This is a genomic window from Streptomyces sp. NPDC048352 (assembly GCF_040651895.1).
Taxonomy (GTDB): Bacteria; Actinomycetota; Actinomycetes; order Streptomycetales; family Streptomycetaceae; genus Streptomyces.
The window spans coordinates 12,825-36,293 of record NZ_JBEZKZ010000054.1 but is presented as its reverse complement, the minus strand read 5'-3'; the positions used below and the strand labels follow the sequence as shown (position 1 = coordinate 36,293).

Here is a 23,469-nt window from a genome sequence, read left to right as displayed (position 1 = left end):
AAGAATTTACTAGGTGGAGCGAACGTCCGTTCCCTAGAGTGCCTTGGATCTGGGGCCACGTCGGCTCTTGATCAAGTCGAATTGCATCCCGTGGGGGGATTTAGTTGTTCAGTAGGGGTGGGTTTCTCGTGCGCTCCCGCACCGCGAGATCGCGTGTCGCGATCGCTGCGGTGGCCGGAGTGCTCGTCTCTGGCCTGGGGCTTCCTGTGGCGGAGGCGGCTGACAAGCCGCCGAAGGTGTGGACGCCACCGAAAACTCCGCTGGCTGAAACGAAGCCGGTGAAGGGGGCTGACGCAAAATCGCCGGGCTTGAAGCTTACGGGTGGCCGAAACTGGTCTCCGAAATTAGACGGTAAACTTCCAGCCGGTGTCGCGAATGTTTCCTTGAATGGAAAGAGCGATCCTCGAGGGGTTATTGGCCCTGGTTCCGTCCAGGCTGGATCACTCCCCGTCTGGATTGCAACCGGCAATGGCGCAAATCAATCCTCAGGGGTCGGGAAGCTGGGGCCGGTCGCGGACCCGGGTGACGGTCTTCGCGTCGAGGTGAAAGACGACGTCAAGACGCGCGCTGCCGGAGTCAACGGCCCCCTCGTCTCCCTCACCGAGAACACGCCGGGCGCGGCCTCGGGCAAGCTGCGGGTCGGCCTGGACGTCTCGGTCTGGGCCAGGGCGGCCGGAGCCAACTGGGCAGACCGCGCACGCCTCGTTCAGCTGCCCGGCTGTGCACTGACCAACCCAGGAGCGCCCGGCTGTACGACGCGTACACCGGTCGCCGCGCACCGGGACGTCTCCGGGCGGCTAACCGCAGAGGTCGCCGTACCGCAGAACCCGGCGACTTCGGCCTCGGTTCTGACATCGCGCCCCCGGTCGAACGCAGCCCTGTTCTCGGCGCCGCAAGGCGTCGTCCTTGCTGTCGAGCCCGGTCCGGCCGGTGCCAGTGGCGACTTCACCGCCACCCCGCTCCTTCCTTCCGCCTCCTGGCAGGCTGGAGCCAACGCGGCGAACTTCACCTACGGCTATACGGTCGAGGTCCCCTCCGCGATCGCCGGGCAAGCGCCCGGCATGTCGCTGGGCTATGACTCCGCCTCGATCGACGGCCGGACAGCCTCCACCAACGCCCAGGCCGGCATGATCGGCGAGGGATGGGACTGGCACCCCGGATCGATCTCCCGCACGTACAAGAGCTGCAAGGACACGGGGATCAAGGACTCGGGTGACGAGTGCTGGGCCGGCGACGTCCTCTCCCTCAACCTGGCCGGACACTCCGGCCAGATCGTCCGTGACGACGCCAGCTGCGTCTACCACATCAAGGGCGAAGACGGGACGAAGATCGAGCGCCTGACCGGCCAGCGGAATTCCGCCTGGAAGGGCGAGGGTTTCAAGGTCACCACCACCGACGGGACCCAGTACTACTTCGGCTCCAACCGTCTGCCAGGCGGTGACGGCACCGACCCGGAGGCCAAGTCCGTCTCCACGGTGCCGGTGTACTTCAACACTGGCCAGGACAAGTGCCTGGGGGCAGAGACCCCCGCGAACGGCTCCTGGGTGCAGATGGGCTGGCAGTGGAACCTCGACTACGTCGTGGACCCCCACCAGAACCTCATCTCCTACCGCTACGAGCAGGAGAACAACTACTACGGCCGCGGTGGCGGCCAGAACGACGGCAACGGCACCCTGACGCAGTACCAGCGCGGCAGCTTCCCGACCTGGATCGGATACGGCCAGCGCCTTCCCGAGCAGATCGCTGCGAAGGGAACGGCGAAGCCGGCCGCTCAGGTTGTCCTAAAGAACAACGAGCGCTGTGTGCCCGGCGGCACGGTCGCCTGTGACCCTGCGCAGCGCAACAAGACCAACGCCAAGTCCTGGCCCGATACCCCTGTCGACCAGGAGTGCGCGGCAACCGGGCAGTGCCTGAACCTGTCACCGACCTACTTCACCACCAAGAAGTTCTACGAGATCTACACCGAGGTCCGGGTCGGCACCGCCTGGGTCAAGGTCGACTCGTACGCGCTCAAGCAATCCTTCCTGGACCCGGGCGACGGTACCTCGCCGACGCTGTGGCTCGACTCGATCCAGCGCACCGGCTCCAACGGCAAGACCCCGCGGACCCTGCCGCCGGTGTCGTTCACGCCGCTCCAGATGGCGAACCGTGTCGACGGTGTCGTCAAACGGCCGGATGGCACGGAGGCCTCGGCGCCCTCATACAACCGTCCCCGCATACAGACGATCACCACGGAGACCGGTGGCCGCATCAACGTCGTCTACCGGCCTGCGGAGTGTTCTCGGCTGAAGAACACCATGCCGTCATCCGAGGACGGCAACACGATGGCCTGCATGCCGGTCAAGTGGTATCTGCCCGGCCAGTCCTATGAGGAGCCGGTCAACGACTGGTTCAACAAGATCGTTGTCCAGTCCGTCACCCAGCAGGACATGGTCGCCGGCCAGGTCGCAACCGTCACGGACTACGAGTACGGCGGCGGCATCGCATGGCACCGCAATGACTCCGAGTCCACCGATGCCAAGACCCGGACCTGGGACCAGTTCCGTGGATTTGCCACCGTCACCACCCGTACAGGCAACGGCGGTCCGGCGGACGGACCACGCACCAAGTCAGTCGCCACCTTCCTGCGCGGCATGGACGGTGACGTCCTGGCCAACGGCGGGAAGCGCAGCGTCACGATCAGCGACGCCCAGGGCGGCTCGATCAAGGACGAGGACGTCCTGGCCGGCTTCGTCCGCCAGACGGAGACCCACGACGGTGACAACGGCAGCGTCATCGCCGACGAGGTCACCACACCCTGGCTCGGCGCCGTGACCGCGACCCGCGCCCAGTCCGGCGGCATGCCGGCGATCACCGCACGCGCTGTGAACACCGGCAAGGTCACCAGCCGTGCCAAGCTTGCCAACGGCAGCTGGCGAACCAGCGAGCGCACCTCCACCTACGACGGCACGCTCGCCTCGCGCCCCCTCCAGGTCGACGACAGGAGCGATCTCTCCCGCCCCGACCAACGGCTCTGCACAACCTTTGAGTACGCCACAGGCCCGGGCGGGGCGGTCACCCAGCTCCCGTCCCGCACCCTCGTGCTCTCCGGTGCGTGCGGCCAGACGCCCACCACCGCCAACACGGTCGGCGACACCCGCTCCTACTTCGACAACCTCCCCCTCGGCCAGGCCGGCGCGACCGCCGACCAGACCGGCAACGAGGTCCTCGAGAAGTACGACGGCGCGGGCAAGCCCGTCTACCGTCTGAACTCCACCTCCACCTTCGATGTGTACGGCCGTGTCACCAGTACCACCAACAAGGTGCGCAAGGACGCCGCCCACCCTGACGGTGCGGTGACGAGGACCGAGTACAAGCCGGCCACCGGCTTCCTGCCCACCGAGGTCGTCCACACCAATCCCCTGGGCTGGAAGACGTCCAACACCCTTGACCCGGGGCGCTCCCTGCCGCTCAAGTCCACGGACGAGAACGGCCGGGTCGGTGAGCGTGACTACGACGCCTTCGGACGTGTGGTCGCCGTCTGGCAGCCGGGCCAGGAGCGCTCGAAGTCCTTCAAGGCGGTGCGCGAGTTCTCCTACGGGATGAACGGCACCGACGCGCCGTCAACCGTTCTGAGCAAGACCCTCATGAAGGACGGCCAGACCTACGCGTCCACCTTCACCATCTACGACGGCCTCGGCCGGATCCGCCAGACGCAGGCCACTCCGGGATCGGGTGTCACAGGCCGCTTGATCACGGACGCCCACTTCGACTCGCACGGGCGTCAGGCGAAGACCAGTGCCGCCTACTACAACGACGAGAAGGACCCGTCGGGCGCACTGTTCCTGCCCAACGCCGGCGTGAATGCGGACAGCAAGATCCCGGCGCAGAGCGTCAGGGTCTTCGACGGCCTGGGCCGTGCCACCGCGTCCGTCTTCCAGTCCTTCGGCGTCGAGCAGTGGCGGTCGAAGACCGAGTACCCGGGCGCCGACGAGGTGCGGTCCATCCCGCCGAACGGCGGATACGCCACGGCGAGCATCACCAATGGCACGACGTCCGTCCTGCGGCAGTACAAGAGCAACAGCCCCACCGGGGCGTACGACGAGACGACCTACGAGTCCAACGCGCAGGGCAAGGAAGTTCTCCGCAAGGACTCAGCGGGCAACGAGTGGACCTTCACGTACGACCTCCTCGGGCGTACGGTCAAGACCACCGACCCGGACGCGGGCACGGCGACGACGGCCTACGACGACAGCCGCAATCTCGTCACCGTCACCGATGCCCGTGGCAAGAGCGCCACGACTGTCACGGACCTCCTCGGGCGGACCACCGCCACCTACGAGGGGACGACAGTCGATCCCGCCAGGCAGGTCGGCGGATTCACGTACGACAGTCTGGCCCTGGGCAAGCCCACGGGAAGCACCCGCTACGTCGGGGGTGCGGCCGGCAGCGCCTACGTCACCGAGGTCACCGGCTACGACGGGGGCTATCGGCCGCTCGGTTCGAAGACGACCATCCCCGGCAAGGAAGGCAAGCTCCAAGGCGTCTACGAGACCACCAACACCTACGGCCAGTACGGTCAGCTCCAGAAGACCAAGCTGCCGGCCATCCCGGAGGCCGGCCTCAAGGCCGAGACCCTCACGTACGACATCGACATCGTGGGCAATTTGCTGGCCCTGGACGGCACCATCGATTCGGCTTGGACCCCGTACCTGGTGGACGTTCGCTACGACGCCTTCGGCAGGCCGATCCGCAACACGGTCGGCAGCGCTGGCCGACAGATCGTCTCGTCGCTGGACTACGACGCCGCAACGGGCCGTCCGGTCCGCACGACCCTGGACAAGCAGACCGCGGCGACCACGAGCGTCGACGTCATCGACTACACCTACAACCAGGTCGGCCAGCTCACTTCGATCAGCGACACCCAGGACGGGGCCGCCCGTGACCTGCAATGCTTCAACACCGACTACCTGGGCCGGCTGACACAAGCCTGGACCGACACCGCCGCGCAGATCACGGCCCCGCAGCCGAGCGTCCGCGGCATCGGCGGCTGCGCCAACAGCGGCGGTCCGGCTGTCGACAGCACCGGGAAGCCGAGCGTGGGCGGTCCGGCGCCGTACTGGCAGCAGTACGAGTACGACAAGCTCGGTAACCGCAAGAGGCTGGTCAGGAAGGACGTCACCGGTAACACGGCCAAGGACACGACGGTCACCCAGACCTTCGGCTCGGGGCCGAACACTCCGTCTTCCGACCCGAAGACGGGCGGTGGCACCGGTGGCCCACACGCCCTGATGACCTCCACGGAGACCGGTCCGTCCGGTAACAAGGTCACCTCATTCACCTACGACGCCACCGGCAACACGGCGTCCATCACCAGCACTCCCGGCACCAAGTCCCTGACCTGGAACGACCAGGGCAAGCTGGACAAGATCACGGGAACTGGGGAGAGCGCGGGCACCAGCTACCTCTACGACACCGCCGGCAGCCAACTGATCCGTCGAGACCCGGGCAAGACCACCCTCAACCTCGGCAGCGACCAGATCACCCTGGAGGCCGGTGCCAACAAGGTCACCAACGTCCGTACGTACCCGGCGGGCAGCGGCCTCTCCGTCACCCGCACCACAACGGGTGGCACGTCGACCCTCGCGTACCAGTCCTCGGACCACCACGGCACCAACGGCGTGCAGTTCGACGCCGCCAGTCTCGCGCAGGTCCGCAGGCCCTCGGACCCCTTCGGCAACGAGCGGGGCACCCAGCCCGCGCAGGGCTCCTGGGCCGGGGACAAGGGCTTCGTCGGCGGCATCAAGGAGGCGGCCACCGGGCTCACCCTTCTCGGCGCCCGCGAGTACGACCCGACGACGGGCCGCTTCATCAGCCCGGACCCGATCATCGATCGGGGCGACCCCCAACAGTGGAACGCATACGCGTACGCCAACAACAACCCCGTCGACGCTTCGGACCCGAGCGGCAAGCTCGCCATCAGGTGCGAGGGGAGTTCATGCAGCGAAGGGATGAACTGGGCGGAGGAGCACGTCTCTTCCAGTGACCTCGGCGGCAGTTACGGCGGATACCAGGAGTACGTCGCCGAACGCAATCTCACCCGGGCCAACAACACCCTCACGGCGGCCAAGAAGAGGCGGGACCACCTGGTCGAGGAGGTCGTCGACCTGGTCGGCGATCTGATCGGGTTCAACGACGCGCGGGACTGCTTCACCAAGGGCGATGTGATGGCCTGCATCAACACGGCCCTCAACGCGGTTCCCTGGGGCAAGCTCCTCAAGGCAGTCAAGGTCGGCATCAAGGCTTTCAAGATCTATAGAGAGGTCAACAAGGCCTACGACGCCATTCACTCGGCGGAGCGCGGTGCGGCGGAGGCCGCAGGAGCGTTCAGCAAGGTCAAGAAGGCGGTGGCTGAGGCAAAGACCGCAGAAGCCAAGGCGGTGAAAGCAGCCGAAGAAAAGGCTGTGAAGGAGACAGCCGGCGACGCCGCCGGGACCGAGAGCAAGGCGGCGAAGGGCGAAGCGGACGCGGCGAAGAGCGAGGGCGGATCCGGCAGAGGCGGCGAGTCGGACGGGCCGTCGCGCCCCACCGCATGCAACAGCTTCCCGGCCGGCGTCCGAGTACTGATGGCCGACGGCACGACCAAGTCGATCGAGGAAGTCCGCGACGGTGACACCGTCATGGCGACCGACCCTCAGACGGGCGAAACCGCCCCCAGGACCGTCACGGCCACCATCACGACCCCGGACGACAAGGACTTCACGGACCTCACCCTGACCGACGACGCGAACCCCCGCGGCCCGCCCGCGAAGATCACCTCCACCTACCACCACCCTTACTGGAGCGACTCCCGGGCCCAGTGGGTCGACGCGGGCGAACTCGTCCCCGGTGATCAACTCCGCCAGCCCGACGGCACCACCCTCACGGTCGGATCGGTCCGCACCTACCCGTACGACGTCACCACGCACAACCTCACGGTCAAAGACCTCCACACGTACTATGTGCTCGCAGGGGCCACCCCGGTACTCGTCCACAATTGCTCCGTCAGCCCCCATGAAGTGGAGCGAACGGAGCAGCTCGGGGGCGCCAGAGATCGTGAACGGGTCGATCAAATTGCCGAAAGTATGACCAGGGATGGCTGGGTCGGAGAGCCCATCGAGGTCTTTGAGCATCTGAATCGGCGCTATGTGATCAACGGTCACCATCGAGTTGCGGCGGCCAAGAAGGCAGGGATCGACGTTCAGTACCGATCTCTTACACTTGATGAGATCAAGGCCTACAAGTATAAATCCGCTGATGAAGTGGTCTGGGCGTCTATCGAAGTGGGCGGGGACTTCCCCGAGGAGCGGAGAGGGCGGAGGCGCCGGTGAGTCAGTCGAATGAAGCTGCCGTCTGTGTGCATTCCTTCCTGCGGTATCGCAAGCTCATCAGAACGGCGCTGCTGGGCAACTATCCTCAGTTCGACACGCTGGAGCACGTGCTGGAGGCTGTCCGCGTGGGCGAGTTGGAGCGAAGGGGGCAGTCGGATGCTGGCTTCTCGTATTCGGTCCATGGGCGTGGGTGTCGGATGGTCGGACCCGATGGCGCTGAGATCGAGATGGACCTACTCCTAAACGGGTCGGAGGCATTTGACGCTTGGCGCCTGGAGGTTTTTGCGCGAAGCATTGGCATGAGCCCTGTTCCGTCTAGAGGTGACCTTATGCAGGAATGCCGTGATATGACACAAGAGGGAGTTCTCGGTGAGCCAGAGCCAGGATGGTTCCGCCTCATCGAATGACGAGTAATGGTTTGGGTGGGTATTTCATCTGGATGGAATACCCACCCCGCAAAGGCTGCCAACTCTGAAGAACTATCCGCCATCGTTGAGAGTCGGTCCGTGACGCATCGGCGAAAGCTTGCCAGAGTTAGCGCGTAGGAACGCCACAGCGGCCCCGCCGGATTTGTTTTTCGGTCGGGCCGCTGTGGCGTTTGACGGCAGTAGTTGACGGCAACGTCAGTGGACGGGGGGTCCACAAGGTGACGTGTAGTCGCAGTCGGCGGGCTGGTCGGTGGCCTCGGCATGCTTGCGGAGTGTGTGGCAGAGGAGGTCGATGGCGTCGCGCTGGAGGCGGAGCCGGACGTGGGCGTAGACAGTGGCGGTGACGCCGATGTGGGCGTGGCCGAGCAGATCTTTGATCACGATGAGCTCGACGCCTTGCTCCAGGAGCAGGGTGGCGGTGGAGTGCCGTAGATCGTGGAAGCGGATTCGGCGGAGCCCGGCCCGATCGAGGAGGGCACGGAACCTGCGATTGAGGTTCGCCGGATCGATCGGCCCTCCCGCCGGCGTTGCGAAGACGAGGCCGCTGTCCTTCCAGCCGCCCGCTGCCGCCTCACGTTCTGCTTCCTGAGCTTCACGGTGTTCTTTCAATGAGTGGATGCATTCGCTGGGGAGGGCGTGCGCCGTTCGGATGCGCGGGTTTTGGTGGGCAGGGCTGTCAGGCCGCCGGTCTGGGTGCGCTGAAGTGTGCGGCGGATGCTGGCGGTGCCGACACTGAGGTCGAGGTCTTCCCACTTAAGGCCGAGAAGTTCGCCCTTGCGGAGGCCGGTGCGGAGGGCGAGTTCGTACAGCGCGCGCAGGCGATCACTCCGGCCGGCGGTGAGGAACTGGCGGGCTTCGTCAGCAGTGAGAGGTTCGAAGCGGCGAGGTCGGGGCGTGCCGGTGCGGACGTTGCGGGCGACATTACGCGTGATCTCCTCTTCGCGGACGGCGTGCTCCAAGGCGGACTTGAGGACGGAGTGGATGTAGGCCAGCGTCAGCGGGGAGAGCCGTGTGGAGCAGCACGTTGTGGCGGCGCAGCAACGGGGCTGATCGCGGCGGGCGTCGATGCTGCGGGCGCAGCACTGGCGCGTGGTGCGGAGCTGGTTGAGCCAGGTACGGACATCCTTGGCGGTGAGCTTGGCGAGCTTCTTCTTGCCCAGGCCGGGGATGAGGTGCTGGTGGACGCAGGTGGTGTAGCGGGTGTGGGTGTTCTCGCGGAGGTGGTGGACGGCGACAGCCTCCAGCCAGTACGTCAGGTACGCAGCCACGCTGCCCTGAGCGGACGGCACGGGGACGCCGCGGTTGCTGGCGGCGATCTTCTCGGTGAGCTTGGACAGGGCTTCCGTGCGGGTGGTGCCGTAGACGCGGACGCGCTTGCGGGTGTTGCCCGGGGCGAGGACGTAGCCGGTGGCTTCCCAGCGTCCGTCTTTCCGCTGGTAGACCGTCCCGTCGCCATTGGCGCGGACGCGGCGGGAGGAAGTGGCGTCGCGGGGAGTGGTCATCAGGCGGCTTCCTGGTCGAGTCGGGCGCGGATGAAGTCGGTGAGGGCGCGGGTGGGGATGCGGCGGGCGCGGCCGAGAGTGATCGAGGCGAGCTGCCGAGTGCGCAGCAGGTCGTAGACAGCGGAGCGTCTGAGCTGGAGACGGGCCATGACCTGGGGCACGGTCAGCAGTTCCTGCGACGCACTCGGCGCTTGGTGGGGCACGGTAGGCTGGTACGAGGTCATCGGCAGGCCCCTTCCGCTACGAACTGCCGCTCCAGCTCTCTGCGGTGCCAGACGCCAGCAGCGAGGAGCCCGGCGCCGGGGCTGTAACCCGAACCGAGGTAGGACCAGTGGCCGAGGATGAGGGTTGCGAGCGGTGCATCGCCCGACTCAAGCAGTGGCGCGGCCTTGCCACGCGGACGGACAAGTTCGCCATCGCCTACCAGGCCGCACTCCGTCTTGCTTCCATCCTCATCTGGACCCGGCGCTGAGCAAGGCTTCGAAGGATTAGTCAGGTCAGCCCATGCACGACGAGCCGCCTCTGTTCTCCGTCAAAGATGCCGGCCAAGACAGTGGCCTCCCTCTGGTCCCATTGAACAGACCCCGCTGGTCGACGTGCACGATCAGAATGTCGTGACTGCGCTCACCTCAGAGATACCCCGGGTCTCAATCGTGTCCGACCACGCGTCCAACTTCTGGCCGAACCACTCCGGCAGCCCGCACGGCTGACTCAACGCGTCCCAGAAGTCGTTGAGTGGTTCGATCAGCCGACCACACAGGTCAACGACCAGCTCGCTATCCGTCATCGCAGCAGACTAACCAGCCCCCACCACGAGCCACTCACGAGTCAAAGAGACAGGCTCTAGGAGTTCTTCCGGTGGCAGCGGTCGGTGGGTCTCGGGACCGACCCGCGGAAGGGATATGACGGGTTCAGGGTGCGCGTGACGGCGGACAGGCCGCCCTCCCCGGCGGAGGGGGAGGGCGGCCTGTGCGGTGGTCACCAGGGGGATCCGGTGGTAGTCGGTGTCAGTCCGAGTCGGCTTCCAGGTTGCCCTCCGTGTCCAGGTAGACCTGGCGGAGGGATTCGAGGACCTGCGGGTCCGGCTTCTCCCACATGCCGCGGGACTCGGCCTCCAGGAGGCGTTCCGCGATGCCGTGGAGGGCCCACGGGTTGGCCTCCTCCAGGAAGGCGCGGTTCGTGGGGTCGAGGACGTACGTTTCCGTGAGCTTGTCGTACATCCAGTCCGCGATCACGCCCGTCGTGGCGTCGTAGCCGAAGAGGTAGTCGACCGTCGCCGCCAGCTCGAAGGCGCCCTTGTAGCCGTGGCGGCGCATCGCCTCGATCCACTTGGGGTTCACCACGCGGGCGCGGAAGACGCGGGAGGTCTCCTCGACCAGGGTGCGGGTCTTGACCGTCTCCGGGCGGGTGGAGTCGCCGATGTAGGCCTCCGGGGCCGTGCCGCGCAGGGCGCGGACGGTGGCCACCATGCCGCCGTGGTACTGGAAGTAGTCGTCGGAGTCCGCGATGTCGTGCTCGCGGGTGTCGGTGTTCTTGGCGGCGACCGTGATGCGCTTGTACGCCGTCTCCATCTCGGTGCGGGCCGGCCGGCCCTCCAGGCCGCGGCCGTACGCGTAACCGCCCCAGACCGTGTAGACCTCCGCCAGGTCGGCGTCCGTACGCCAGTCGCGGGAGTCGATCAGCTGGAGGATGCCGGCCCCGTACGTGCCCGGGCGCGAGCCGAAGATGCGGGTGGTGGCCTTGCGTTCGTCGCCGTGCAGGGACAGGTCCGCCTGGGCGTGGGCCCGGATGAAGTTCGACTCCGCGGGCTCGTCCAGGGAGGCCGCCAGCCGGACCGCGTCGTCCAGGAGGCCGATGACGTGCGGGAACGCGTCGCGGAAGAAGCCCGAGATGCGCAGGGTCACGTCGATGCGGGGGCGGCCCAGCTCCCCGAGGGGGATCGCCTCGATGCCGGTGACGCGCCGGGAGGCCTCGTCCCAGACCGGGCGGACGCCGAGCAGCGCGAGGGCTTCCGCCACGTCGTCGCCGGCCGTGCGCATCGCGCTCGTGCCCCAGAGGGAGAGGCCGACCGAGGCCGGCCACGCGCCTTCGTGGTCGTCGCGGTAGCGCGTCAGGAGGGAGTCGGCCAGGGCCTGGCCCGTCTCCCACGCGAGGCGGGAGGGGACGGCCTTCGGGTCGACCGAGTAGAAGTTGCGGCCGGTGGGGAGGACGTTCACCAGCCCGCGCAGCGGGGAGCCGGACGGGCCGGCGGGGACGAAACCGCCGTCCAGCGCCCGGACGACGTGCGCGATCTCGTCCGTGGTGCCGGCCAGGCGCGGCACGACCTCGTGGGCGGCGAAGGCGAGGATGTCCGAGACGGCCTGCGGGTGGCCCGCCGAGACCGCGGCGACCGCGTCCGGGGACCAGCCCGCGTCCTCCATGGCCTGCACCAGGGCGCGGGCCGTCTCCTCCACGGTGTCGGCCGCGGTGCGGGTGGCCGCCGATTCGTCCAGGCCGAGGGCCTCGCGCAGGCCGGGCAGGGCGGAGGTGCCGCCCCAGATCTGGCGGGCGCGGAGGATCGACAGGACCAGGTTGACGCGGGCCTCGCCCGTCGGGGCGCCGCCGAGGACGTGCAGGCCGTCGCGGATCTGGGCGTCCTTGACCTCGCACAACCAGCCGTCGACGTGCAGGAGGAAGTCGTCGAAGCCGTCGTCGTCGGGCCGCTCGTCCAGGCCCAGGTCGTGGTCGAGCTTCGCCGCCTGGATCAGCGTCCAGATCTGGGCGCGGATGGCCGGGAGCTTGGACGGGTCCATCGCGCTGATCTGCGCGTACTCGTCCAGGTGCTGCTCCAGGCGCGCGATGTCGCCGTACGACTCCGCGCGGGCCATCGGCGGCACCAGGTGGTCGACCAGGGTGGCGTGCACGCGGCGCTTGGCCTGCGTGCCCTCACCCGGGTCGTTGACCAGGAACGGGTAGACGAGCGGCAGGTCGCCGAGCGCCGCGTCCGGGGCGCAGGACGCCGAGAGGCCGGCGTTCTTGCCCGGCAGCCACTCCAGGTTGCCGTGCTTGCCCAGGTGGATCATCGCGTCGGCGCCGAAGCCGCCGTCCTCGGCCGCGGCCTGGATCCAGCGGTACGCCGCCAGGTAGTGGTGCGAGGGAGGCAGGTCCGGGTCGTGGTAGATCGCGATCGGGTTCTCGCCGAAGCCGCGCGGCGGCTGGATGAGGATCAGCAGGTTCCCGCGGCGGAGCGCCGCGAGGACGATGTCGCCCTCCGGGTTCGAGGAACGGTCCACGAACATGTTGCCCGGCGCCTCGCCCCAGTGCTCCTCGACCTGCTCGCGCAGCTCGGCGGGCAGCTCGGCGAACCAGCGCCGGTAGTCGGCGGCCGGGATGCGGACCGGGTTGCGGGCCAGCTGCTCCTCGGTCAGCCAGTCCTGGTCGTGGCCGCCGGCCTCGATCAGGGCGCGGATCAGCTCGTCGCCGTCGCCGGAGACCAGGCCGGGGATCTCGGTGACCGGGCCGAAGTCGTAGCCCTCCGCGATGAGCGTGCGCAGGAGTTCGACGGCGCTGGCCGGGGTGTCGAGGCCGACCGCGTTGCCGATGCGGGAGTGCTTGGTCGGGTAGGCGGAGAGGACCAGCGCGATCCTCTTGTCGCGCCGCTCGATGTGGCGCAGGCGGGCGTGGCGTACGGCGATGCCGGCGACGCGGGAGGCCCGCTCGGGGTCGGCCACGTACGCGGGCAGGCCGTCCTCGTCGATCTCCTTGAAGGAGAACGGGACGGTGATGAGCCGGCCGTCGAACTCGGGGACGGCGACCTGGGTGGCGGCGTCGAGCGGGGACAGGCCCTCGTCGTTCTGCTCCCAGTTGCCGCGCGAACCCGTCAGGCACAGCGCCTGGAGGATCGGCACGCCGAGCCCGGCCAGGGCGCCCGCGTCCCAGGACTCGTCGTCCCCGCCCGCGGAGGCGGTGGCGGGGCGGGTGCCGCCGGCCGCGAGCACGGTGGTGATGATCGCGTCGGCCGGCTCCAGGGCCTGGAGCAGCTCCGGCTCCGGGGTGCGCAGGGAGGAGACGTACAGGGGGACGGGCTGCCCGCCCTTCGCCTCGATGGCGTCGCAGAGGGCGTGCACGAAGGCGGTGTTGCCGCTCATCTGGTGGGCGCGGTAGTAGAGCACCGCGACGCGCGGGCCGGCGGGGGCCGCGTGCGGGGTGCGCTCCAGGGGGCCCCAGGTGGGGGAGGTGGCGGCCGGCTCGAAGCCGTGGCCGGTGAGCAGCACGGTGTCGGAGAGGAAGCGTGCCAGCTGCTCCAGGTTGGCCGGGCCGCCGTGCGCGAGGTAGCGATGCGCCTCGGCGGCGATGCCGATCGGGACCGTGGAGGCCTCCATCAGCTGCGCGTCGGGGGCCTGTTCGCCGGTCAGCACGACCACCGGGCGGGTCTGGCCGGGCGCGAGGAGCACGTCCAGGCCCTCCTGCCAGGCGCGGAGCCCGCCGAGGAGGCGTACGACGACCAGGTCGGCCCCGTCGAGGAGACCGGGGAGGTCGTCGAGGGGAAGGCGGGAGGGGTTCGCGAACCGGTACGGCACGGGGCCGCCGGCGGTGTTCGCGGCGCGGGCGCTGAGCAGATCGGTGTCGGACGTCGACAGCAGCAGGATCATGCGGCGGCAGGCCTTCCTCGGGGTTTCCGCGCCCCGGGCAGTGAGGACAGCGGGAGTTCCTGACTCACCCGGCCGATCGCTCCGCGGGGTTCACAGTGGCGGGACCGCGCCGGAATCGCACCGGGCTTCCTCCCATGTCGCCGTCCTCGGCGATGACGGGCCGAGCGGTCCGTCGGAAGGTCATCTTAGGCGGCCTTTTCCCTGGCCGGGAGTGGGGGTGGGGTGGGCGGCGGTGGTGGGGCCCGGGGTGGGGGACGTGGTGGGGGTGGGCGGGTGCCGGGTGCCGGGTGCCGGGTGCCGGGTGCCGGGTGCCGGGTGGGGGTGCGGTGGGGGTGCGCTGCGCGGGCTGCTCCCCACCCCGCCCTTCGCCCGTTCCCCGGGGCTCCGCCCCGGACCCCGTACTCGGGGGCTCCGCCCCCGGGCCCCCGTGGGCTCTGCGGGGCTTCGCCCCGGACCCTGTGCTCGGGGGCTTTGCCCCGGGCCCGCGTAGGTTCTGCGGGGCTTCGCCCCCGCCCTCACCCCCGTGGGCTCCGCCCCCGGACCCCCGTGGGTTCTGCGGGGCTTCGCCCCGGACCCCGTGCTCGGGGCTCCGCCCCCGGGCCCCCGCCCGTTCCCTGAGCCCCGCCCGTTCCCCGGGGCTCCGCCCCCGGGCCCCGTGCCTGGGGGCTCCGTCCCCGGGGCCCCGGGGGTTCTGCGGGGCTTCGCCCCGGGTCCCGCGGGTTCCACCGGGCTTCGCGCCCCCGCCCCACGGGCTTCGCCCCCGCCCCCACGGGGCTTTGTTCCGCTGTTCTGTGGGTTTTTCCGGGGTTTCGCCCCGGGCGCCACGGGGTTCGTCTGTGGAGTCACGTCGGATTTCCGGGGCTTCGCCTCCCCGGGCGTCGGGCCTCAGGTGTCGGTGGGGGTGTGGGGGTTCGGGGTGGCGACGGACACAGGTCGGGGGTGGGGAATCGTGGGTATGCTCGCGGCCATGCCCCAGCCCCCTTCCGCCGCATCGCGGGACGAACCCGTCATACGCGACCGCGGCGACGCCTGCCCCGGCGCGCTGCGGCTGCACGCCGCCGACGACGGGTACCTGGCGCGCGTCCGGATCCCCGGCGGGCTGCTCACCGTCCGTCAGGCCGCCGCGCTCGGGCTCGCCGCCGACCGGTTCGGGGACGGGCACCTGGAACTCACCTCGCGCGGCAACGTCCAGCTGCGCGGCCTCACCGACGACTGCGGCGCCGGGCTCGCGGCGCTGCTGGACGGCGCCGGACTGCTGCCCGCGCCGAGCCACGAGCGGGTGCGCAACATCGTGGCCTCCCCGATGGGCGGCCCCCACGTCGTGCACTGGGTGCGCGAGCTCGACCGCGTGCTGTGCGCCGGCGCTCGGGCGGCCGCCCTCTCCGGGCGGTTCCTGTTCGCCCTCGACGACGGACGCGGGGATGTCGCCGCCCTCGACCCCGACGTGACCGTGCTCGGCCGCGCGGACGGGCGGGCGCTGGTGCGGCTAGGAGCGGCCGCCGAGGCCGTCGCCGTCGCCGCGGCCGACGCGCCCCGGGCGGCGCTGCTGGCCGCCGAGTACTTCCTCGACGCCGCCGACGCCGCCGGGACTCGGGCCTGGCGAGTCGCCGAGCTACCCGACGGACGGGGTCTCGACGCCGCAGAGTTCGCCCTGCGGCTGGCCGCCGCCGGGATCGACGCGGCCCGCGTGCCCGAGGTGGCGTGGCCGCACGCGCAGCCGCCGCGGCCCGGCGGGGCCGGCGACGCCCTGTGCGTCCTGCCGCCGCTCGGCCGGATGGACTCCGCCCAGTGGCGGGTCCTCGCCGACGTCGCCGCCTCCGGTGGCGGCGAGCTGCGCGTCACGCCCTGGCGCAGCGTCATCCTCCCGCGGGGCGAGGCCCCTTGGCCCGCCGACGCCGGCGCCCGGATCCGGGCCGCCGGCCTGGTCACCGCCGCCGACAGCCCCTGGCGGACCGTCACCGCCTGTACCGGCAAGCCCGGTTGCGCCAAGTCCCTGGCCGACGTACGCGCCGACGCGCGTGCCGTCGTCACAGGCTCGGCGGGCGAGCTGCCCGTGCACTGGTCCGGCTGCGCGCGCCGCTGCGGCCATCCGCGCGGCACCGCCTGGGTCGACCTGGTCGCCACCCCCGACGGGTACGAACTCGACGGGCGGCCCACCCCGTACGACCGTCTGGCGGCCGCCCTCACGGCCGCACGCACCACCACAACACCCGCATCGCAGTGAAGAAATGAGCGAGTACACCGTGTTCGAGTACGAGAAGGACGGCGCCGCGATCTACCGCCAGTCCTTTGCCACGATCCGCGCCGAGGCGGACCTCTCCGGGCTTCCCGCCTCGGTCGCCCAGGTCGCGGTGCGCATGATTCACGCCTGTGGCATGACCGACCTCCCCCAGGACCTCGGCTACACCCCGGACGTCGTCCTGCGGGCCCGCGCCGCGCTGCACGCCGGCGCGCCGATCCTGTGCGACGTACAGATGGTCGCCAGCGGTGTCACCCGCAAGCGGCTGCCCGCGGGCAACGAGGTCATCTGCACCCTCTCCGACCCGGCCGTGCCCGCGCTCGCCGCGAAGACCGGCACCACGCGCAGCGCCGCCGCACTCGAAGTCTGGCGCGACCGGGGCCTGTTGGAGAACGCCGTGGTCGCCGTCGGCAACGCGCCGACCGCGCTGTTCCGGCTGCTGGAGATGATCGAGGAGGGCGCCCCGCGCCCCGCCGCCGTCATCGGCGTGCCCGTCGGTTTCATCGGCGCCGCCGAGTCCAAGGACGCCCTCGCCGCCCACCCCTCGGGCCTCGACCACCTGATCGTGCGGGGCCGGCGCGGCGGCAGTGCCATCGCCGCCGCCGCGATCAACGCGATCGCGAGCGAGGAAGAATGAGCCGTCAGGACGACAAGGGCAAGCTGTACGGCGTCGGGCTCGGGCCCGGCGACCCCTCCCTCATGACCCTGCGGGCCGTCGAGGTGATCGCCGAGGCGGACGTCGTGGCGTACCACAGCGCCCGCCACGGCCGCTCCATCGCCCGTTCGATCGCCGCGAAGCACCTGCGCTCCGACCACGTCGAGGAACCGCTGGTCTACCCGGTCACCACCGAGACCACCGACCACCCGGGCGGCTACCAGGGCGCGATGGAGGAGTTCTACGAGGCCTCCGCCGCCCGGCTGGCCGCCCACCTGGACGCCGGCCGCACCGTGGCCGTCCTCGCGGAGGGCGACCCGCTCTTCTACGGCTCGTACATGCACATGCACAAGCGGCTCGCGGACCGGTACGAGGCCGAGGTCATCCCCGGCGTCACCTCCGTCAGCGCCGCCGCGGCCCGCCTCGGCACCCCGCTCGTGGAGGGCGAGGAGGTGCTCACGATCCTGCCCGGCACCCTGCCCGAGGAGGAGCTCACCGCGCGCCTCGCCGCCACCGACTCGGCGGTCGTGATGAAGCTCGGCCGTACCTTCCCCGCCGTCCGGCGGGCCATGGAGGGCAGCGGCCGGCTGGCCGAGGCCCACTACGTCGAGCGCGCCACCATGGAGGGGGAGCGGACCGGGGCCCTGGCCGAGACCGACCCCGACAGCGTCCCGTACTTCGCCGTCGCCGTCGTGCCCAGCCGGATCGGGAACCCGGGCAGCGTGCCTGCGGGCCCCGGCGAGGTCGCGGTCGTCGGCACGGGCCCGGCCGGGCCGCTGTGGCTGACCGCCGAGACCCGGCGGGCGCTGGCCGACGCGGAGGTGCTCGTCGGGTACACGACGTACCTGGACCGGGTGCCGGTCAAGCCGGGCCAGATCCGGCACGGCTCCGACAACAAGGTGGAGTCCGAGCGCGCCGAGTTCGCCCTCGACCTTGCCCGGCGCGGCAAGCGGGTGGCCGTCGTCTCCGGCGGTGATCCCGGGGTCTTCGCCATGGCCACGGCGGTCCTGGAGGTGGCCGGCCAGGCCCCTTACGAGGACGTGCCGGTGCGGGTGCTGCCGGGGGTGACCGCGGCCAACGCGGCGGCCGCCGCGGCCGGGGCCCCGCTGGGCCACGACTACGCCACCCTCTCGCTCTCCGACCGGCTCAAGCCGTGGGAGGTCATCGCGGAGCGGCTGCGCGCCGCCGCCGCGGCCGACCTGGTGCTCGCGCTGTACAACCCGGGCTCGCGCAGCCGGACCTGGCAGGTCGCCAAGGCCCGGGAGCTGCTGCTCGAACTGCGGGCCCCGCAGACCCCGGTGGTCGTCGCGCGGGACGTGGGCGGCCCGGAGCAGTCGGTGCGCGTCGTGACGCTGGCCGAACTGGAGCCGGCCGAGGTGGACATGCGCACGATCCTGCTGATCGGTTCCTCGCAGACGCAGGTCACGCAGCGGCCCGACGGCTCGCGGGTGACGTGGACGCCGCGCCGCTACCCGTGACGTGAACGCGCGGCCGCGCCGTGCCGCGGCGCGTGCCGTGCCGCGGCGCGTGCTGTGCCGAGACGTGCGGCCCGGGGAGCCCGGGCCGCACCGCCGGCTCAACTCGGGCAGCCCGCCAGGGCGTCGGGGCAGCCCTGCACGGCCGCGGGGTCGACGGTGAGCAGCTGCCACGACAGCACCGCGGCCGGGGGCGAGTCGTCCTGCGCGGTGGGCTCGACGTGCACGGTCAGCGCCGGGCCCGCCGGGAGGTTCAGCCGCGTCACCTCCCCGACCGTGCCGCAGGCCACGTCGAACGGGCGCTCCCCGGAACCGCCCTCGCGCGACAGCACCACCGTCACCCGAGGGCTCTCCTCGCTGTCGCAGGCGAGGTCCAGGCGGTACGGGCCCTCGCCGCCGGCCTCCAGGGTCTTGTCCAGGCCGCCGGCGAGGAAGCCGGTGCCGCGCATCGTCACGCGGCCGTCGCCGGCTTCCCTGCCCAGGGCCTTGTCGGCCCGCTGGAGTGCGTCGTCGGGCTCCCACACCCGGGGCGCCGCTTCCTGCCCGCTGCTGCTGCCGCAGCCGGTGACGAGCGTCGCGGCGGCGAGGATCAGGACGAGGGAGTGACGTATCCGCATCCCCTCAGCCTAGAGGGTGCAGCCGGGCCGGTGGCGGCGGGCGCGTGGACGGCATCCGGGCCGGTGGGAGGCGCGGCGCGCAGGCACCGGCCCCACGAAGCGGAGGACCGGCGCGGCCCCGGAACGTACGCCTCCGAGGCCTGCGCCGGGGCGTCCGAACGCCTCAGGCCGGGTGGATTCGGTACGCCTCTGACCGGGGCGGAGTCGGTTGGTCTCGGGCCGGGTGGAGCCGGTACGTCTCTGGCCGGGGGAGCCGGCAGGCCTCAGCCGGGTGGAGTCGGTTGGTCTCGGGCCGGGTGGAGCCGGTACGTCTCTGGCCGGGGGAGCCGGCAGGCCTCAGCCGGGTGGAGCCGGTAGGCCTCGGGCCGGGTGGAGCCGGTACGTCTCGTGCCCGGGGAGCCAGCACGCCTCTGGCCGGGCGGAGTCGGTACGTCTCGTGCCCGGGGAGCCAGCACGCCTCGAGCCGGGCGGAGCCAGCACGCCTCGGGCCGGGCGGAGCCAGCACGGCTCTGGCCCGGCGGAGCCAGTACGCCTCTGGCCCGGCGGAGCCAGTACGCCTCGGGACCGGCGAGACCGTACGTCTCAGGTCCGGTGGAGCCAGGCCAGGACCGCCTCCACCGAAACGGCCTGCGCCACCTGTGCCGGCACCGCCGGCCGGCGTACGACCAGGACCGGGATCCCGGCCTCGCGGGCGGCGGTGAGCTTCGGGGACGTCGCGTCGCCGCCGCTGTCCTTGGTGACCAGCACGTCGATCCGGTGGCGGGCCAGCAGCTCCCGTTCCTCGGCCAGCCCGAACGGGCCGCGCGCCAGCAGGACTTCCGTGCGCGGCGGCATCGGCGTGGCCGGCGGATCGACCGAACGCACCAGGAACCACGTGTCGGTGAGGTGCGCGAAGGCGTGCAGCCCCATCCGGCCCGTGGTCAGGAACGCCCGGCCGCCCAGCGACGGCAGGACGGCGGCCGCGCCGGCGAGGGAGTCGGCGAACGTCCAGTCGTCGCCCGGCCCGGGCGTCCAGCCGGGACGGCGCAGCGCCAGCAGCGGGACGCCCGTGAGCGCCTGCGCCTCCGACGCGTTGAAGCTCATCCGCTCCGCGAAGGGGTGGGTGGCGTCGACGACGTGCGTGACGTCGTGGCCGACGATCCAGCCCGCGAGGCCCGCGACGCCGCCGAAACCGCCGATCCGGGTCTCGCCCGGCGGGAGCACGGGCGCGGCGACCCGGCCCGCGAGCGAGGTCGTCACCCGGTACGAGGTCCCGCGCGCCAGCGCCTCCGCCAGGCGGCGGGCCTCCGTCGTGCCGCCCAGGATCAGGACGTGCCGTCCGCCGGCATCAGCCCCGGGCACCTCAGCAGACATGCCGGTCGCGCTCGGGCGAGTACAGGTGGCTGTCGCGGAACTGCTCGGCGCCCAGGGTCCGGCCCACCACGATCACCGCCGTGCGCACCAGGCCCGCCGCCTTCACCTGCTCCGCGATGTCGCTCAGCGTCCCGCGCAGGATCAGCTCGTCGGGGCGGCTGGCCATCGCCACCACCGCCACCGGGCACTCGGCGCCGTAGTGGGGCAGCAGTTCGTCCACGACCCGGTCGACGTACCGGGTGGCCAGGTGCAGCACCAGCAGCGCACCGCTGCGGCCGAGCGTGGCCAGGTCCTCGCCGGGCGGCATCGGCGTGGCCTGCTGGGCGATCCGGGTCAGGATCACGGTCTGGCCGACGGTCGGGACGGTCAGCTCCCGCTTCAGCGCGGCCGCCGCGGCGGCGAAGGCCGGCACGCCCGGGACGACCTCGTAGGGGATGCCGGCCGCGTCGAGGCGCCGCATCTGCTCGGCCACCGCGCTGAAGATGGACGGGTCGCCCGAGTGCAGCCGCGCCACGTCCAGGCCCGCCGCGTGGGCGCGTACGCACTCGGCGACGATCTCGTCCAGGTTCAGCTGCGAGGTGTCCACCAGCCGGGCGTCCGCCGGGCATTCGGCGAGCAGCTCGCGCGGGACGAGGCTGCCCGCGTAGAGGCAGACCGGGGCGGCGGCCAGGGTCCGGGCGCCGCGCACGGTGATCAGGTCGGCGGCGCCGGGGCCCGCGCCGATGAAGTACACGGTCATTCTCGATCTCCTTGTGTCTTCGTGACCGACCACTGGGTGACCGGCATCGCCTGCCGCCAGCCCGTGAATCCGCCGACCGGCACCGCGTGCGCGACGGCCAGCTTCACCAGTTCGCCGCCGTGGCGCCGGTAGCGGTCGGCGAGGACCGCCTCCGACTCCAGCGTGACCGTGTTGACCACCAGCCGGCCGCCCGGTGCCAGGGCCGCCCAGGCCGCGTCGAGCAGGCCCGGAGCGGTCAGGCCGCCGCCGATGAACACCGCGTCGGGTGCCGGGAGTCCGGCCAGGGCGTCCGGCGCCGCGCCGACGACCACGCGCAGACCGGGTACGCCGAGTGCGTGCGCGTTGCGGGTGATGCGGCCCGCGCGCTCCGGGACGCGTTCGACGGCCACCGCGCGGCAGGAGGGGTGCGTACGCATCCACTCGATGCCGATCGAACCGGAGCCGCCGCCGATGTCCCACAGCAGCTCGCCGGGGGCCGGGGCGAGCGCACACAGGGTCGCGGCGCGCACGTGGCGCTTGGTGAGCTGGCCGTCGTGCTCGTACGCGGTGTCGGGCAGGCCGGGGGTCGCGCCGAGCCGGGGCACCGGGGCCGCGGGGTCGCGGCGGCAGTCGACGGCGACGACGTTGAGGGGGTCGCCGGGGGCGTGGTCCCAGTCGCGCGCGGTGCCCTCGTACGCGTCCTCCCGCTCGGAGCCGAGCTGTTCGAGCACCCGCATCCGGCTCGGGCCGAAGCCCCGCTCTCGAAGCAGAGCAGCGATCTCGTCCGGGGTCGGTGCTCCGGCGCTGAGGACCAGGATCCGCCGCCGCTCGTGCAGCGCGGCCGCGAGCCGTGCCACCGGGCGGCCGACCACCGTCACCACCTCGGTGTCCTCCACCGGCCAGCCCAGGCGGGCGCACGCGTACGACACGGAGGACGGGTGCGGGTGGACCCGCAGGGCGTCCGGGCCCAGCTCCTCGGACAGGGCGCGGCCGATCCCGTAGAACATCGGGTCCCCGCTGGCCAGTACGGCGATGCGGCGCCCCGCGTGCTCGGCCATCAGCTTCGGCACGGCCGGCCGCAGCGGGCTCGGCCAGGCGACGCGCAGCCCGGCGCAGTCCGCGCGCGGCAGCAGGTCCAGCTGCCGGGGGCCGCCGATCAGCACCTCGGCCGAGGTCAGCGCGGACCGCGCGCCGGCGGTGAGCCCGGCCCAGCCGTCGGCGCCGACGCCGACGACCGTCACCGGTACGGGGGGTGCTGCGGAGCTCACTGCGCGGTACCTCGGGGAACGGGAGAAGGGGACTGCGGGGGATGGACCCGCAGCTTAGCGGGGCGCAGTCCCGGCTCCAGTGCCAGGGTGACCACGACCGACGCGGCCGCCAGCACGCTGATGGCCGCCGCCGGCGAGGTGTACTGCGCCACCGCCCCGGCGAGCGCCGCGCACGCCCCCTGCGCCGTCAGCATCCCGGCCGAATGCAGCCCGAGGGCCTGCCCCTGCGTCCCCTCGGGCAGCAGCGGTACGAGGCGCTCCTGCATCAGCAGCCCGGCGGCGTAGCCGGTGGACGCCAGCGCGACGGCGGCCGTCGCGGCGACGGGACCCGGTTCCAGGGCGAACACCAGGTACGGGACGGCGAGCAGCAGCCGCTGCGGCGCCGCCAGCCGGGTCCGCAGCCGCTCGGGCAGCCAGCGGCCCGCGACGGTGTCCCCGACGAGCATGCCGGCGGCGGCACAGCCGAAGAGCAGCCCGGCGTGCGCGGGGTCGTACGGGACGAAGAGCGACTCGCAGCCGACGATCAGGCCGTTCGGGATCCACAGGGCGAGGTACAGGGTCCGGCGCGCCGGGTGGGACAGCAACAGGGCGTTGACCCGCCACGTTTCGGCGGGGGACGGCCTGCCGCCGGCCCGGGGCGCGCGGCGGCGCAGCCCGAGGCGGACCGTCAGCGCGGCGGCCAGCCCGAGCCCGGCCGACACCAGCAGGACCCCGCGCGGGGACAGCGCGCCGAGCAGCACCCCGCCGGCGGCGAAGCCGGCGACCTGGGTGACGCCTGCGGCGACGGCGAGCAGGGACCGGCCGAGGAGGTAGTCCCCGGGCGGCAGGATCTCGGTGAGCAGCCCCGCCGCCGACCGGCTGCCGCCGCGGGCCGCGCTGGCGGGGCTCGCCGCCCTCGCCGCCGCCGGCACCGCCCTGCTCGCGGCCCCCGGGCTCCCGCTGTGGGCGGTGTTCCCGGTGCTGCCCAGGTCCTCGGCGCCACCCTGCTGATGGCCTGCTCGGGCAGGGGCTCGAGGGAGGGGCCGAACATGGCGAGGGCGGAGAGCAGGGGGCTGCGGGTGCGGCCGTAGACGAGGACCCCGAGGGCGAGTCCGCCGGTGGTGGACGCGCCGACGCGCAGGGCGGCGGCGGCGAAGAAGGGGGTGAACTCGGGGACGCGGACGGCGAGCGAGCGGTAGCTGCTTGACATGCGCGGAGTCTGCGCCGCGCCGGCCGCGACCCCCCAGAGTTTCGC

General features: G+C 71.6%; 11 protein-coding genes, 3 pseudogenes and 1 riboswitch. Of the genes and pseudogenes, 5 read left to right on the top strand and 9 right to left on the bottom strand.

The window, feature by feature from the left end:
• Window positions 1-542: 542 nt before the first annotated feature.
• Window positions 543-7,349, top strand: a complete 6,807-nt coding sequence (locus AB0D45_RS24600; protein WP_362462667.1) for a polymorphic toxin-type HINT domain-containing protein — start codon at window positions 543-545, stop codon at window positions 7,347-7,349.
• A gap of 623 nt (window positions 7,350-7,972) precedes the next feature.
• Here AB0D45_RS24600 and AB0D45_RS24595 read toward each other — a convergent pair.
• Together AB0D45_RS24595 and AB0D45_RS24590 are read right to left on the bottom strand one after the other, a co-directional pair.
• Window positions 7,973-9,279, bottom strand: a pseudogene (locus AB0D45_RS24595) (site-specific integrase).
• Window positions 9,279-9,503 (bottom strand): helix-turn-helix domain-containing protein, encoded by a 225-nt coding sequence (locus tag AB0D45_RS24590; protein ID WP_362462664.1) that lies wholly within the window; start codon window positions 9,501-9,503, stop codon window positions 9,279-9,281. The pseudogene AB0D45_RS24595 and the gene AB0D45_RS24590 overlap by 1 nt, the downstream one beginning before the upstream one ends.
• A 128-nt stretch (window positions 9,504-9,631) precedes the next feature.
• Between AB0D45_RS24590 and AB0D45_RS24585 the strand changes: the two are divergent.
• A pseudogene (locus tag AB0D45_RS24585) lies at window positions 9,632-9,751 on the top strand (IS5/IS1182 family transposase); the annotation flags it as partial.
• A gap of 20 nt (window positions 9,752-9,771) precedes the next feature.
• On the opposite strand, the pseudogene AB0D45_RS24580 reads toward AB0D45_RS24585, so the two are convergent.
• Window positions 9,772-10,066 (bottom strand): annotated as a pseudogene (locus AB0D45_RS24580) (barstar family protein).
• 220 nt (window positions 10,067-10,286) lie between these two features.
• Window positions 10,287-13,910, bottom strand: a complete 3,624-nt coding sequence (gene cobN / locus AB0D45_RS24575) for a cobaltochelatase subunit CobN (protein WP_362462661.1) — start codon at window positions 13,908-13,910, stop codon at window positions 10,287-10,289.
• Between the two features lie 32 nt (window positions 13,911-13,942).
• A riboswitch (cobalamin riboswitch) is annotated at window positions 13,943-14,100 on the bottom strand.
• A 777-nt stretch (window positions 14,101-14,877) separates the two neighbouring features.
• On the opposite strand from cobN, the gene AB0D45_RS24570 reads away from it, so the two are divergent.
• From AB0D45_RS24570 to AB0D45_RS24560, 3 genes are read left to right on the top strand one after another with little or no spacing between them, the layout of a single operon-like run.
• Window positions 14,878-16,134 carry a cobalamin biosynthesis protein CobG gene (locus AB0D45_RS24570; RefSeq protein ID WP_362462659.1) on the top strand — a complete coding sequence of 419 codons (1,257 nt, stop codon included), beginning with the start codon at window positions 14,878-14,880 and terminating at the stop codon, window positions 16,132-16,134.
• A gap of 4 nt (window positions 16,135-16,138) precedes the next feature.
• Window positions 16,139-16,786 (top strand): precorrin-8X methylmutase, encoded by a 648-nt coding sequence (locus AB0D45_RS24565; protein ID WP_361610066.1) that lies wholly within the window; start codon window positions 16,139-16,141, stop codon window positions 16,784-16,786.
• On the top strand, window positions 16,783-18,282 hold the full coding sequence (locus AB0D45_RS24560) for a precorrin-2 C(20)-methyltransferase (protein ID WP_362462656.1): 1,500 nt from the start codon (window positions 16,783-16,785) through the stop codon (window positions 18,280-18,282). Before AB0D45_RS24565 ends, AB0D45_RS24560 begins: the two co-directional genes overlap by 4 nt.
• A gap of 98 nt (window positions 18,283-18,380) precedes the next feature.
• Here AB0D45_RS24560 and AB0D45_RS24555 read toward each other — a convergent pair whose 3' ends face one another.
• From AB0D45_RS24555 to AB0D45_RS24535, 5 genes are all read right to left on the bottom strand, one after another.
• Window positions 18,381-18,896, bottom strand: coding sequence for a hypothetical protein (locus AB0D45_RS24555; protein ID WP_362462654.1), 516 nt, complete (start codon window positions 18,894-18,896; stop codon window positions 18,381-18,383).
• A gap of 582 nt (window positions 18,897-19,478) precedes the next feature.
• Window positions 19,479-20,249, bottom strand: coding sequence for a cobalt-precorrin-6A reductase (locus AB0D45_RS24550; protein WP_362462651.1), 771 nt, complete (start codon window positions 20,247-20,249; stop codon window positions 19,479-19,481).
• The gene (cobM, locus tag AB0D45_RS24545; protein ID WP_362462649.1) at window positions 20,239-20,988 is read right to left on the bottom strand and encodes a precorrin-4 C(11)-methyltransferase; all 750 of its coding nucleotides are present in this window, start codon (window positions 20,986-20,988) and stop codon (window positions 20,239-20,241) included. Before cobM ends, AB0D45_RS24550 begins: the two co-directional genes overlap by 11 nt.
• Complete coding sequence (gene cbiE / locus AB0D45_RS24540) at window positions 20,985-22,235, bottom strand: precorrin-6y C5,15-methyltransferase (decarboxylating) subunit CbiE (protein WP_362462647.1); 1,251 nt, start codon at window positions 22,233-22,235, stop codon at window positions 20,985-20,987. Before cbiE ends, cobM begins: the two co-directional genes overlap by 4 nt.
• Window positions 22,232-23,146, bottom strand: coding sequence for an MFS transporter (locus AB0D45_RS24535; RefSeq protein WP_362462644.1), 915 nt, complete (start codon window positions 23,144-23,146; stop codon window positions 22,232-22,234). The genes cbiE and AB0D45_RS24535 overlap by 4 nt, the downstream gene beginning before the upstream one ends.
• Between the last annotated feature and the right edge of the window lie 323 nt (window positions 23,147-23,469).